Source organism: Trichococcus patagoniensis, from assembly GCF_003051085.1.
Classification (GTDB): Bacteria; Bacillota; Bacilli; order Lactobacillales; family Aerococcaceae; genus Trichococcus; species Trichococcus patagoniensis.
Genome location: NZ_QAOM01000007.1, coordinates 66,672 through 78,963, shown reverse-complemented (window position 1 = coordinate 78,963; position 12,292 = coordinate 66,672). Strand labels below are relative to the sequence as shown.

Here is a 12,292-nt window from a genome sequence, read left to right as displayed (position 1 = left end):
CCAACTTCATTTTTACTGATTATTTAACTGCATCTTTCAATGCTTTACCTGGTTTGAATGCAGGGATTTTGCTTGCTTCGATTTGGATTTCTTCCCCAGTTTGAGGATTGCGTCCTTTACGAGCTGCACGATCACGAACTTCAAAATTACCAAAACCGATGACTTGAACTTTTTCACCGTCTTTTAATGCTTCTTGAATCACTTCAAATAATGCATCAACGCTTGCTGTAACATCCTTTTTAGTCAAGTTTGTTTTTCCAGCAACTCTTTCGATTAATTCAGCTTTGTTTGCCATGTTGTCCTTTCACCTCCTTTAAAGAAGAAGAATACATGCTTTCTTTGATAACACAACAAAACATGGAATAACTATTTTTGAGTGGTCCAAAAATAGTTCTGAAATACCGCAGTCAAATTGAAAAGATATTTCTAATAAAGAATATCACACAAACCGTGCTACTGCAACGATTATAGTGGATTTAATGCTTTCGGGAAGGTAATTTATTTTTTTTGTCGGGCAATCAAATGGAATGGTGTCCCTTCGAAATCAAACGAATCGCGAATTCTGTTTTCAAGGAAACGCTCATAAGAGAAATGCAGTAATTCCGGGTCGTTGACAAAAACAACAAATGTCGGCGGTTTTACGGCCACTTGCGTCATGTAGTAGATCTTGAGGCGACGGCCTTTGTCGGATGGAGTCGGATTGTGCGCGACAGCATCCATCAGGACATCATTCAACAATGATGAAGAGATACGACGGTTCTGATTTTCGCTGATTTCCTTGATTTTAGCAGGAATATTGGACAAGCGCTGTTTCGTTATCGCGGAAACATACATGATAGGAGCATAAGAAAGATACTGGAATTCTTTGCGGATTTTGTCCTCGAATTCCTTCATTGTATGATTGTCTTTTTCCAAGGTATCCCATTTGTTCACCAGAATGATGATCCCTTTGCCTGCTTCATGCGCGTAACCGGCAACTTTTTTGTCCTGTTCCTGGATGCCCTCTTCCGCATTCAGCACGACCATAACGATATCCGAACGCTCAATGGCACGGATGGCACGCATGACGCTGTATTTTTCCGTGGATTCGTAGACTTTGCCTTTTTTCCGGATTCCGGCTGTATCGATCATCCGGAATTTTGCACCTTCATCATCAACGAACATCGTATCGATAGCGTCACGGGTTGTGCCTGCAATATTCGATACAATTACGCGCTCTTCTCCCAAAATGGCATTCACCAAGGAAGATTTGCCTACATTCGGACGGCCGATAAAGCTGAAGTTGATGATGCCTTCTTCTTCCGCATTCTCTTCTTCCGATGGGAAATTCGCTACAACCGCATCAAGCAGATCTCCAAGACCTAAGCCGTGGCTGCCTGATACAGGATAGGGTTCGCCTAATCCCAGACTGTAAAAATCGAATATTTCGGCGCGCATTTCCGGATTATCCACTTTGTTTACCGCCAATATGACAGGCTTATCGGATTGGTACAGGATTCTTGCGACGTTTTCATCTGCATCCGTCACACCTTCTCTGACGCATGTCAAAAAGATGATGACGTCGGCTTCCTCGATCGCCACTTGCGCCTGCAATTTGATTTGGCTCATAAAAGGCTCATCCGTGATATCGATCCCGCCGGTATCGATGATATTGAATGTTTTGCCCAGCCATTCTCCTTTTGCATAAATTCTGTCACGTGTGACACCTGAGACATCATCGACTATGGAGATTCTCTCTCCTGCCAGTCTATTGAATATTGTTGATTTTCCTACGTTTGGTCTGCCTACTATGGCTACTACTGGATTTGGCATCTAACCTCCGCCTTTCTTTTCCTCTACAACACAAAACTTTTTGGGTATTTGCTCACTGTGTATGGTTTTCTCAATGTTTTCGTCCATGTCAGTTATAACACACATCCGTCAATAATAACAACAAAAAAAGGGCATGGATGGAATTCCATGCCCTCACATGTTCATTTTCCTTGCTGATTAGGCTTCAGAATCGTCTTTCAAACCTGAAAGCTTGTCGCCTAATAAATCTGCTAATGTGAAGTTTCCGTCTGAATCGTCAGCAACATATTCTTCGGTTTTCTTCTCTTTTTTCTCTCTTCTCTCTTCAGCTGCAGGCGCTTCATTCGCAGCTTTTTCTTCCAAAGCCTTGATGCTTAAAGATAGGCGTTGCTCATCTTCTTTTGCATCCAACACTTTGACTTGAATTTCTTGGCCTTCTTGCAGCACTTCATGCGGAGTCGCAATGTGTTGATGGGAAATTTGGGAAATGTGCACCAAACCTTCAACGCCAGGGAAAACTTCCACAAATGCACCGAAGCTTGTCAAACGTTTGACAACACCAGTCAATACAGCTCCGATCGGTGCTTTTTCAGCGATTGCATTCCAAGGACCAGCCAATGTGTCTTTGATGCTTAAGGATACACGGCCATTTTCTTTGTCGATGGATAAAATTTTGACTTTGACGGATTGGCCGATCGCCAAAACGTCACCAGGATTTTTCACGTGCTCGTGGGCAATTTGAGAGATGTGGACCAAACCATCCACGCCGCCTAAATCGACGAATGCACCGAAGTTGGTCAGACGGGCGACAGTTCCTTCGACAATGTCTCCGGCTACCAATTCGTCCATCAATTTGCCTTTATTGGCTTCTTTTTCTGTTTCCACAACCGCTTTATGAGATAAAATCAGGCGGTTTTCGCTAGGTTCAAGTTCAACGATCTTGAAGGTCATTACTTTGCCTTTATAAGAACTGAAATCTTCCACAAAATGGTCTTCTACCATTGAAGCCGGAACAAAACCTCTCACGCCGACATCAACGACCAATCCGCCTTTAACGACGTCTTTGACTGGCGCTTCGATGATTTCGTTGTTTTCGAATTTATCTTGGATATCTTTCCAAACGATTTTAGCATCAACGCGACGCTTCGAAAGTAAAAAGCTTCCATTTTCTTTATCTTTGATTTGTTTTATGACAACCAGATCCACAACGTCACCTACGTTTAGGATTTCTGTAACTTCATCGAATGGTTTTGCAGATAATTCGTTGTAAGGAATGACTCCTTCAACCCCGCCCCCAATGATTCCTACGATGGCTTGCCTATCTTGGATGCTTAAAACTTCCCCTTTGACAGTATCGCCCACCTCAATGGATAATGCTTCATCCAACACATCTTGCATAGTCTGCTCAACATTCTTGGACTCTTCTTCATTTAACTCTGGGTTTTCAATGTAATCTGACATGTAACTATTCCTCCTAAAAGTCTGCGGCAACCGATTGGCTAGTTCCCTTAACTCCTCGCCTTACGGCTAAGAAATTAATCCTTGACTCTATATTTTTGAAAGCGTAATACTGCATACAATCATTCTAACATTTTTGCTTAAAATCGTCTAGTATTGTTAATCCAATGTTTGTAAGGGTTTTAGGTTTGCTTCGATAATGCCGAGAATCCTATTCACCACTTCGTCGATTTCCAGATGCGTTGAGTCCAAAACGATGGCATCATCCGCTTTTTTCAACGGTGAAATCGTCCGGGTGCTGTCCAAATGGTCGCGGCGCTTCATGTCTTCCGTCAACTCTTCCAAGGAAGTGGTCATACCCTTCGCCATGTTTTCTTTGTAGCGACGCAACGCTCTTTCTTCGGCTGTGGCTGTCATGAATATCTTGACCTCAGCATCAGGCAACACGACCGTCCCTATGTCCCGTCCATCCATAACAACGCCGCCGGACCGTGCGATGCTTTTCTGGCGGGAAACCATCTCTTCACGCACTTTCGCAAACGACGAAACCAAGGAGACGTTTTGGGTCACTTCCTCCGATCTGATCGATTCGGTCACGTCCTCCTCGTTCAGAAAAACACGTTGCATTTCATTTTCGGCAGTCGAAAAGGTTATCCTGATTCCTTGCAACAACTTATGCAATGCCTCTTCATCATGAAGGTCGCTTCCGTTGGATAAAGCCGCATACGTCAACGTTCGGTACATCGCGCCTGTGTCCAGATAGATGTATCCCAACTTTTCCGCAACTTTTTTCGCGATGGTACTTTTTCCTGCCGATGCTGGACCATCGATGGCAATATTCATTTTTTTCACAATAAACCTCCGACTTCGTTCTGTTCGATTTCATTGAAAAAGCCGCCTTGTCAGACGGCTTTCGCTATTTAACTTTCAATGCCATACCGATTTGTGCTTCTGTGCTGCTCAACCCGTTGGCCTGCATCAATTCATCCAATGTCATCCCATGGTTCAGAGCAATCCGGTAGAGATTGTCACCCGCTTGGATGGTGTATGAATTATTGTATACCCCGGTAGCCGTTTCCGGTTCCTTAATTGTTTCAACCGGTGTTTCGACCACTGCAGGCGCTGCGCTCGAACTTGGTGTCTCCGCAATCGAGGATTCGGGCTCCACTGTGCTCTCCACAACTTCGCTCGAAACTTCTTCTGAAGTCTCTTCGGAAGACGCTTCTTCACTGCTTTCGACACTGGAGCTGGCCACTCGTTTGTTGATCATCACTTGTTCAGCACTCTTGGGTGCGGGAGTATTTTGATTCTGTTTATTAAAATAGATGGTTGCAAAAGGAATAATCAGAATAGCCAAAAAGAGAAACAGCAATACTTTTAATAGAGGTGCTACTTCTTTATTTTTTGTATTTCTGGCCGAACGTGAATACTGTCGGCTCTTCAGATTTTCATCTTCGCCGAATTTACGTGACCATGGCTCTCCATTATTGCGATTGCGATTCTTTTTATCCATTCGGGTTCCTCCTATAAGTGATTCATGCTAATTGTAGCACATTTTCGCAATTTTTGGGTTAAATTTTATAAAAGAAAAAGGTCTGAAAGGATTTTTTCCCATTGCGGCACTTCTGTCGTTGGAACCGTATTCCTTGTCCTGACTTCCCCCGCTAGCGATGGATCCTCGTTCCCGCAACTGTCACAGCAGTATTCAGGTTTGCCAAGACTGTTTTTCCCGAAATAGGCGGAGATATAATCACGTTTACATGCATTGGTTTCGGCAAATCCCTTCATGCTCTTCAACAAGTTTTTCTTCAGGTCGTGGCGGGCGGCGATAAAATGCTTCGCTTCCACTTTAGTGAAATTTTGACGCAGGATATGCAACAACAAGGTGTGCTCGGTCGGACTCCCATATTCTGGATTGATCGCCTTGTTTTTGAGGACACTTTCAATCGCATAATCATTCGGAAAATCGCTTTGCAGCATCTTCACTTTAAAGTTGAAGTCCGTTTCCGAATACAACAGTACCGCCGTGCTCTGTTGCCCGTCCCGCCCGGCTCTCCCTATCTCCTGCACATATTCCTCAAGCGAATTCGGCATATGGTAATGGATCACGTAGCGGATGTTCGGCTTATTGATTCCCATTCCGAATGCGCTGGTGGCGCAAATGACGTCCAACTCATCCTGAAGGAATTGATGCTGGATGGTGATCCTGTCTTCATTTGTCCGATCGGCATGATAAGCTTCCGCGCGCAAATTTGTTTTTTTCCTTATCATGAATGCGACCGCATCAGCTTGTGCCTTGCTGGAGAAGTAAATGATGCCCGGAGATGGATATTTCCCCAAAAGTTCCAGGAGGTACTCGTTTTTCCCTTCTGGAGGCACAGCAGCGACTTTGTAGTATATATTGGCACGGTCGACCGGACCCTCAAATACGTTCAGGTCATTCCCGTCGATATGCAGGGAACCGATGATATCGTCCATCACGGCCGGCGTCGCTGTCGCAGTGAGCGCCAACGTCAGAGGATTGCCCAACGCTTGCCTTGCAGCGCCCAAAAATAAATAGTCGGAACGGAAATCCAAACCCCACTGGGAAATGCAATGCGCCTCATCGACCACAAACAAAGCGAGCGGGATCTGCTTGAGTTTGTTCAATACGACTTGGTTCTGCAGCATCTCGGGGGAAAGGAACAAAAACTTGATCCGATCCAGGTTGCTCAATAATCTTTGCCTTTCCTCGAACTGCAGCATGCTGTTCAATGAGGCCGTTCTTTTTTCACCCATGAATTTCAGTTGAGCCACTTGATCTTCCATCAAAGACAATAGAGGCGAAACGATAACGACAATCCCCTCCAAAAGGTAACCGCTCAATTGGTATATCAAGGATTTCCCTGTTCCCGTCGGCAGAGTCGCCAACGTGTGCTTGCCTGCCAAAACGGATTGGATGGGCTCCAATTGCCCTTCCTTGAAAGCCGTGTAGCCGAAATGTTTCTGAAGTTCCGATTTCAATTGTGCTTCATCCATGTTTAGCAGCAACCTCACTTCTTATTTGTATCAACCGGGACTCGAAAAAGTTGATTTCGGGAAATTCTTTTTGGATTTCCCGGTAATCGACACGAACTTTGTGTTCCACGAGTTGTTGCAGATACTGCATTTTCCCCTTATCCAAAAATCTTTGCGTCGGGAATTCCGGATAGATCAAGGCGATTTCGGCAAAGTGATCTTGGATCGTACTCTGTTTCAATCCCCGCATCGAAATGATTTCCTCCATGCCATGCCCGTTCATGAAATAACGCATGGTCGTTTCAGCGCTGGCGGAAGCCAATCCGTTCTCCTTTATCGTCATCAGCATGACCGAAGCAAGGACAGGGAATTTTTCCGGTTCCTTTTCCAGTGCGCCATACAGCCTCAGCCAATTTTGGTGCAGCAGTATTTTCACTTCCGCTTCCTCGAACGAGAACAGCCCAGCCATTTGACCGGTCGTTTTCCTCAAGTGGCCAGTGCCTTCAAATTGCAGCGCAAAGAGCCCGGCATCCTTTTCGGGCAGCCGTGACAAGTAAGTACGCCATTCTTCTCCATAAGCGCGTGCAAAAGTGGCTCTATCTCCGGCATGCTGCGCCAACAAGCGCTTCATCCAAATCTGTTCCTTCGCTTCCCGCTCAATGGGATAATAGTGTTTGTTTTTATGCAGCATTTCGGAAAGGATTTGGATCAAAAACAGCATCCGGCGGCGTAAAACGCCTTGTACGAGGGCAAATTCCATTTGGCTTCCCAAAGAAAAATGCGCGTGACGGCTGAAAAAATCAGCTTTTTTCGCGCTTCCTGCTTCGGTGAGAAGAAAGCCCTCGCCATCGTTGCCGATGATCAGACCATCCGAAGCCAAACGCTCGAGGCCTTTTTTCAACGCTGTAGGTTTCATGCCCGGCATGACAGTGAAATAGGCTTCCAAATCATATTGGCGGCACTGGAGCATGGTGGAGACGGTCCGTTTGCCGATCAGGTTATAGAAAAGAGTCGCTTCCTTGATGGGGCGCCCGGTTGAAATGCAATCCAAAAAAAGATACTCTATGTATGTCAAACTTTTCATGTTATCACCACCAAATTTTTGTAAAGAAGGTTACTGTATGTATTATACCAAAGTAAATCAGGATAACTGCATCGCTTGTGGACTTTGCCAAATAATTTCACCGGATCTCTTTGACTATACTTCCGAAGGGATAGCTTTCACCAAAATGGATTCGAATGCGGGAAATGCACCGATACCTGCCGAACGCTTTGATGCGTTTCTGGATGCCTACCGCAAATGCCCAACCGGTGCCATCTTGCGTTCCGATCAACCATTTCCTTCATCTGAATAGTTTTTCTGGGATCCATTTGCTTTAGGTAAAATCCAAAAGAGGCTGCACCCGGAATCATCACTGATTCGGGTGCAGCCTCTTGTTTTTGAAAAGATCAATTCAGAAACCGCAAATTATTGCTGAGCAAACGGAACTTTATTATGCGCCAGCCAAGGTTTCAACTTCGGCATCACCAAGAGGATGACTGCACTGACGACAAGTCCTTTGATGATATTGAAAGGCACTATACCAGCCAATACCAACTCTTTGACAGAACCCATTTCAAAATTCAACAGGTACATGTATAACGGCGTGATGATGAACCAATTGGCTACCGATAAGACAACCGTCAAAACCAAAGTACCCGTCAACAGCGCCAGAATGACGGCTGTTTTTGTTTTAGCTTTGTTCAATAGGTAGTAGACAGTCAAAGTATAAGAGAGCGTCGCCAATAGACTTGCGAAGTCCCCGATTGGATAGCCCATATCCCCGCCTGTTTGAAGGTAGTGCAAAACGGAGCGGATGACAGCGGAGATGATTCCGCCGGCTGGACCGTACAGGAAAAATGAAAGCAGAATCGGTAAATCGCTGAAATCAATCTTCAGATACGAAAATGCTGGAATTACCGGGAAAGCGATGAACATCAGCACAAATGCCAATGCCCCAAATAGTGAAATACCGACCAATCTTTTTGTTTTGTTTTGTTGCATGTTAATGAATCCTCCCTGTTGACTGTCTCAGAGATGGGTTTCTCCAAATCCAAAAAGACCCTATCCTTATCATCCGCTAATGGACACATAAAAATAGAGCCTTTGAAATTGCAATTCAAAGAAACCCCATCTTCTTCCATCCAGACTGTACTGTCGGTACTGGAATTACACCAGTTCAGCCCGCAATGAACCATTGCGAGGTCGTGGACTTTTACCACCGGTCGGGAATTTCACCCTGCCCTGAAGACGAATCTTATTTATATTTTGTTATATACAAACTATAAGCGATGCACACACGATTGTCAAGAATGATATCACAGTTTCGAGATATTATTTTTAAGACTATCTTCGGATCGCTTTCCTCAACCAGTGCGGAATGGAAAACGGGCCAAGAAAGTCGTCCCTACACCCGGTTCACTATGGACTTCCATTTCCCCGTCATGCGCTTCCACGATTGTCTTTACGATCGAAAGCCCGATGCCGGTTCCCTTTTGTTTCGAGTATGTCCGCGATTTGTCATTTTTGTAAAAACGCTCGAAAATGAAAGGCAAACTTTCCGCTTGGATACCGATGCCGTTATCGCTGATTTCAAAGACAACTTTATCCAACATATCCTCCAAACGGACAGTGATATGGATGAACTTTTGCCTGCGCGTGCCGATTTCGGCTGAATAACGTACCGCATTGTCGATGAGATTGTAAAATACCTGATTCATTTTCTCTTCGTCAAAAGGATAGGTTTTGATGCCATCCGCAAGTTCATAAGAGAATTCGATGGCCGCTTCTTTGAAACTGTTTTCGAACCTGCCCGCCAAATGGTTGAAGAAAGTTGCGAGATCGGCAGTTTGCCGGTTCAGTTCAATATACCCCGCTTGCATGCGCGACAGATCCAGCAGGTTGTTGACCATTTTGTTCATCTCGGTCGTTTCATCCAAAATGATTTGGGCCATTTCAATTTTCTCGTCATTGCTTTCGGCGATGTTGTCGATAATGGCTTCGCTGTACCCTTGGATCATCTGCAACGGCGTCCGCAAGTCATGGGATACATTCGTGATGAAATCACCGCGGATAATATCCAATTGCCTTTCGTTCGTCACATCCTGCAACACAATCAGCACGCCGGCGGTTTTTTGCAGATCTGTTTGGATGACCGGCGTCACTTTTACGTTATAATGCCGCTGGGACCAACTGAGATCCGCTTCCGATCCGGCGGTTGTCTTGAAGGCATGCTGGACCATTTCCTTGAACTGATGCGGTATCGTCTTGGCCTCGGCATCCGGATCCACCCTTCGCCAAAAATCCAAAAACTCTTGGCCAGGTCCATTCACTAATTTCAAATGAAAATTTTGGTCAAAGTAAAGGATGCCTGCCGGCAAAGAATCAAACAGGTGATTCAACAGTTCGCGTTCCTCCCTGTTCATCAGCGTCGTGGCTTGGAGGGTCTTCCCCAGCTTGTTCATGGCTGTACCCAATCCGGATATCTCATCATAGGATTCGAACGTGATCCGCTTAGAAAAATCATTCCGGGAGTATTTGAAGGCGATATCCGTCATAACCTCCAACGGTTCGGCAACATTCCTGATGAGGTACTGATAATAGATGATCGTCCCCATCAGATAAACGGTCAACAACAACAAAGTAATGCTTTTTGCGTTCAATTCATAAGCCTGAAATTCATCCAGCTCATAACTGATAACGAGCATTCCGGCTTGCCCCTGCAATTCAAAAGTATGAACAAAAACCATCAAAAGCAAGGGATTATTTTCCTCGTCCTCTACGGTGATCCTGCTGAAATCATCCATGTTACTGTCGATTGCATCCAGAATTTCATCATTCGCCAGAATGTTCTCCAGAAGCAGCTCGGACTGCCCTTGAAGATCCGGTTTTTGTACGACGAAACGGCTCTGACCCCCTATTTTGATGTAATAGGACAATTCTGGATCCAACGATTGCACCATCCCTACTTGGGCGAGATAATCTTCGGGATCGGTCATAATCGTATCCTTGTACGCAGTGATTTTCTCCTGCAGCAGTTTATTATAGGTATCTTCGATCGAGTTCACACTGATGATTGCGTGGCCGATATACATCAAAGTCATGATGGTTACAGTCAAAAAAGTCAACAGGACCCATGATTTGAGGAATATGCTCGTCCTTTTCATTGTTTGTCGTCTGCTGCTTGGTCATCATTCGGGGAAAATTTATAACCCATCCCCCAAACGGTCACTATCATTTTCGAAACAGCTTTCGATTGCTTCAACAGCTTTTCACGCAACCGCTTGACGTGCGTGTCGACTGTGCGCAAATCCCCGAAAAATTCATATTTCCAGACTTCTTTCAAAAGAACTTCCCTCGTAAAAATTTTCTCTGGGGACTTTGAAAGATAAAGAAGCAATTCAAATTCTTTGGGCGTCAAATTGATGGCCACCTCGTCAACCAGCACTTTTCTGGCATCCGGAAAAATTTTCAGCAGCGGATATTCGATTGTGCTCGATTCCGATTCTGAAGGCTTCGTCCGCTTCAGGATGGCTGCGACCCGCAACATGACTTCTCTTGGACTGAACGGCTTCACGATGTAGTCGTCCGCTCCGGACAAGAATCCTTCCACGCGATTGTTCTCTTCGCCGCGGGCAGTGATCATCATGATCGGTATTTCTTTTTCCTTACGGACTACTTGGGCTACTTCAATACCGGTCATCCCAGGAAGCATGATATCCAACAATACCAAATCGTAATGGTTGTTCAAGATCATTTCCACCGCCGTTGTTCCATCCTCTGCCTCGGCTGTTTCGTAGCCATCCTTTTCCAGATAGAGTTTCAATAATTTACGGATCCGTTCCTCGTCATCCACAATCAATATTTTCCCGCTGGAATTTGTCATCATGATCACCCTCTCTGATTCGATAAGAAAAGCTGAACGGGTTTGTTCAGCCCTGAAAGAAATTTAGGAAATCGTGCCATGCAACGTTCCCTACGGTCACCTTGTACTGGGACTCTAAGGGATGAATCCCAAAGAGTCCCATGCAACTGAGCATCGTAGAGCGCAATATGCTGAGAGACTTCCTGCGTCAGCAGGTTAGTCGAACAGTATCCTTGACTCGCAGAGACAAGGGGTTCCTTCCTAATTTCCGAAGGGCTAACCCGTGAAGCTAGACATCGTTTTTTGGATGCATGGAATATTTTGAAGGCTGTAAAACACCTTAGGTGATGCACATTTGGGTTCAAAATATTTTATACATTCCCATTGTTTAAGAAAACTACCTTTTTGAAGCCTTTTCGTTCGCAAGAGCCATGTTCTTCAGCTTCTCAATTTCAAACGCCTTCAGCTCTCGGTGTTGCCCCGGTTTCAGATCGCCGAGCGTAAGGAAGCCAAACGATTCCCTTTTCAGTTTTTCGACGGGACAATCAATTTTTTCGAACATTTTTTTGACTTGATGGTTCCAGCCTTCATGGATGGTCAATTCAATGATTGCTGTATTTTTTTGGGAATTGGCAGAAATCAACTTAGCTCGCGCTTTCGCAGTTTTTTTGCCGTCGATCACGATTCCGTTCTCCAATTTGTTCAGATCGGAGCGTGTAGGGATGCAACCTACCTTAGCGACATAGGTTTTATCGATGTGGTATTTCGGATGGGTCAACAGATTCGCGAATTCACCATCATTGGTCAAAAGAAGCAGACCGGTCGTATCATAGTCCAATCTGCCGATCGGATAAATCCGCTCTTTTACATTGAAGAAATCAGTGACGACAGTCCGATCTTTATCATCTTTAACGGATGAGAGGGTATTCTTTGGTTTGTAGAACAAGTAGTAAACCGGCTGTTCACGATAGATCGGTAAACCATTCACTTCCACTCTGTCATTTTTTGAAACTTTTACGCCTAATTCCGTTACCTTGATTCCGTTTACGCTGACTGCACCAGAAGTGATCAGTTCTTCGGCTTTCCGCCGTGAAGCTATTCCTGCATGTGCAATGACTTTCTGTAATCTTTCCATTTATTCA

At 44.9% G+C, this 12,292-nt stretch carries 12 protein-coding genes and 1 riboswitch; of the genes, 1 reads left to right on the top strand and 11 read right to left on the bottom strand.

Translation table 11 applies throughout. The features are described from left to right. Positions 1-19 precede the first annotated feature (19 nt). The 7 genes from C8U37_RS06080 to C8U37_RS06050 all read right to left on the bottom strand — a co-directional run bounded on the left by C8U37_RS06080 (position 20) and on the right by C8U37_RS06050 (position 7,330). Positions 20-295, bottom strand: coding sequence for an HU family DNA-binding protein (locus C8U37_RS06080; RefSeq protein ID WP_068560639.1), 276 nt, complete (start codon positions 293-295; stop codon positions 20-22). Between the two features lie 203 nt (positions 296-498). Next, the gene (gene der / locus C8U37_RS06075; RefSeq protein WP_108032374.1) at positions 499-1,812 is read right to left on the bottom strand and encodes a ribosome biogenesis GTPase Der; all 1,314 of its coding nucleotides are present in this window, start codon (positions 1,810-1,812) and stop codon (positions 499-501) included. 177 nt (positions 1,813-1,989) lie between these two features. Next, positions 1,990-3,252 carry a 30S ribosomal protein S1 gene (gene rpsA, locus C8U37_RS06070; RefSeq protein ID WP_108032373.1) on the bottom strand — a complete coding sequence of 421 codons (1,263 nt, stop codon included), beginning with the start codon at positions 3,250-3,252 and terminating at the stop codon, positions 1,990-1,992. Between the two features lie 156 nt (positions 3,253-3,408). After that, entirely contained in the window at positions 3,409-4,104 is a 696-nt protein-coding gene (cmk, locus tag C8U37_RS06065) for a (d)CMP kinase (protein WP_108032372.1), read from the bottom strand. Between the two features lie 61 nt (positions 4,105-4,165). Continuing rightward, positions 4,166-4,762: a LysM peptidoglycan-binding domain-containing protein gene (locus C8U37_RS06060; protein WP_108032371.1), complete on the bottom strand. Its 597-nt coding sequence runs from the start codon at positions 4,760-4,762 to the stop codon at positions 4,166-4,168. A gap of 65 nt (positions 4,763-4,827) precedes the next feature. Continuing rightward, positions 4,828-6,267 carry a RecQ family ATP-dependent DNA helicase gene (locus tag C8U37_RS06055; protein ID WP_108032370.1) on the bottom strand — a complete coding sequence of 480 codons (1,440 nt, stop codon included), beginning with the start codon at positions 6,265-6,267 and terminating at the stop codon, positions 4,828-4,830. After that, entirely contained in the window at positions 6,260-7,330 is a 1,071-nt protein-coding gene (locus C8U37_RS06050) for a helix-turn-helix domain-containing protein (RefSeq protein WP_108032369.1), read from the bottom strand. Before C8U37_RS06050 ends, C8U37_RS06055 begins: the two co-directional genes overlap by 8 nt. 37 nt (positions 7,331-7,367) lie before the next feature. Here C8U37_RS06050 and C8U37_RS06045 point away from each other — a divergent pair, with 37 nt between their 5' ends. Then, positions 7,368-7,601, top strand: a complete 234-nt coding sequence (locus C8U37_RS06045) for a ferredoxin (RefSeq protein ID WP_108032368.1) — start codon at positions 7,368-7,370, stop codon at positions 7,599-7,601. A 113-nt stretch (positions 7,602-7,714) separates the two neighbouring features. Here the strand turns inward: C8U37_RS06045 and C8U37_RS06040 are convergent, their stop codons facing one another. From C8U37_RS06040 to C8U37_RS06025, 4 genes are all read right to left on the bottom strand, one after another. After that, entirely contained in the window at positions 7,715-8,290 is a 576-nt protein-coding gene (locus tag C8U37_RS06040; RefSeq protein ID WP_108032367.1) for an ECF transporter S component, read from the bottom strand. 124 nt (positions 8,291-8,414) lie between these two features. Then, positions 8,415-8,542, bottom strand: a riboswitch (FMN riboswitch). Positions 8,543-8,652: 110 nt separating this feature from the next. Further along, entirely contained in the window at positions 8,653-10,452 is a 1,800-nt protein-coding gene (locus C8U37_RS06035) for a sensor histidine kinase (RefSeq protein WP_108032366.1), read from the bottom strand. Further along, positions 10,449-11,174, bottom strand: coding sequence for a response regulator transcription factor (locus tag C8U37_RS06030; RefSeq protein WP_108032365.1), 726 nt, complete (start codon positions 11,172-11,174; stop codon positions 10,449-10,451). The genes C8U37_RS06035 and C8U37_RS06030 overlap by 4 nt, the downstream gene beginning before the upstream one ends. Before the next feature lie 373 nt (positions 11,175-11,547). Continuing rightward, a complete protein-coding gene (locus C8U37_RS06025) occupies positions 11,548-12,285 on the bottom strand; it encodes a pseudouridine synthase (protein WP_106448625.1) in 738 nt (245 codons plus the stop codon). Positions 12,286-12,292: the final 7 nt, after the last annotated feature.

Excerpts from the sequence above, each read along its gene's own strand:
- C8U37_RS06080 (WP_068560639.1), bottom strand. The coding sequence starts at position 295 with ATGGCAAACAAAGCTGAATTAATCGAAAGAGTTGCTGGAAAAACAAAC.
- der (WP_108032374.1), bottom strand. The coding sequence starts at position 1,812 with ATGCCAAATCCAGTAGTAGCCATAGTAGGCAGACCAAACGTAGGAAAA.
- rpsA (WP_108032373.1), bottom strand. The coding sequence starts at position 3,252 with ATGTCAGATTACATTGAAAACCCAGAGTTAAATGAAGAAGAGTCCAAG.
- C8U37_RS06060 (WP_108032371.1), bottom strand. The coding sequence starts at position 4,762 with ATGGATAAAAAGAATCGCAATCGCAATAATGGAGAGCCATGGTCACGT.
- C8U37_RS06055 (WP_108032370.1), bottom strand. The coding sequence starts at position 6,267 with ATGGATGAAGCACAATTGAAATCGGAACTTCAGAAACATTTCGGCTAC.
- C8U37_RS06050 (WP_108032369.1), bottom strand. The coding sequence starts at position 7,330 with ATGAAAAGTTTGACATACATAGAGTATCTTTTTTTGGATTGCATTTCA.
- C8U37_RS06045 (WP_108032368.1), top strand. The coding sequence starts at position 7,368 with ATGTATTATACCAAAGTAAATCAGGATAACTGCATCGCTTGTGGACTT.
- C8U37_RS06040 (WP_108032367.1), bottom strand. The coding sequence starts at position 8,290 with ATGCAACAAAACAAAACAAAAAGATTGGTCGGTATTTCACTATTTGGG.
- C8U37_RS06035 (WP_108032366.1), bottom strand. The coding sequence starts at position 10,452 with ATGAAAAGGACGAGCATATTCCTCAAATCATGGGTCCTGTTGACTTTT.
- C8U37_RS06030 (WP_108032365.1), bottom strand. The coding sequence starts at position 11,174 with ATGATGACAAATTCCAGCGGGAAAATATTGATTGTGGATGACGAGGAA.
- C8U37_RS06025 (WP_106448625.1), bottom strand. The coding sequence starts at position 12,285 with ATGGAAAGATTACAGAAAGTCATTGCACATGCAGGAATAGCTTCACGG.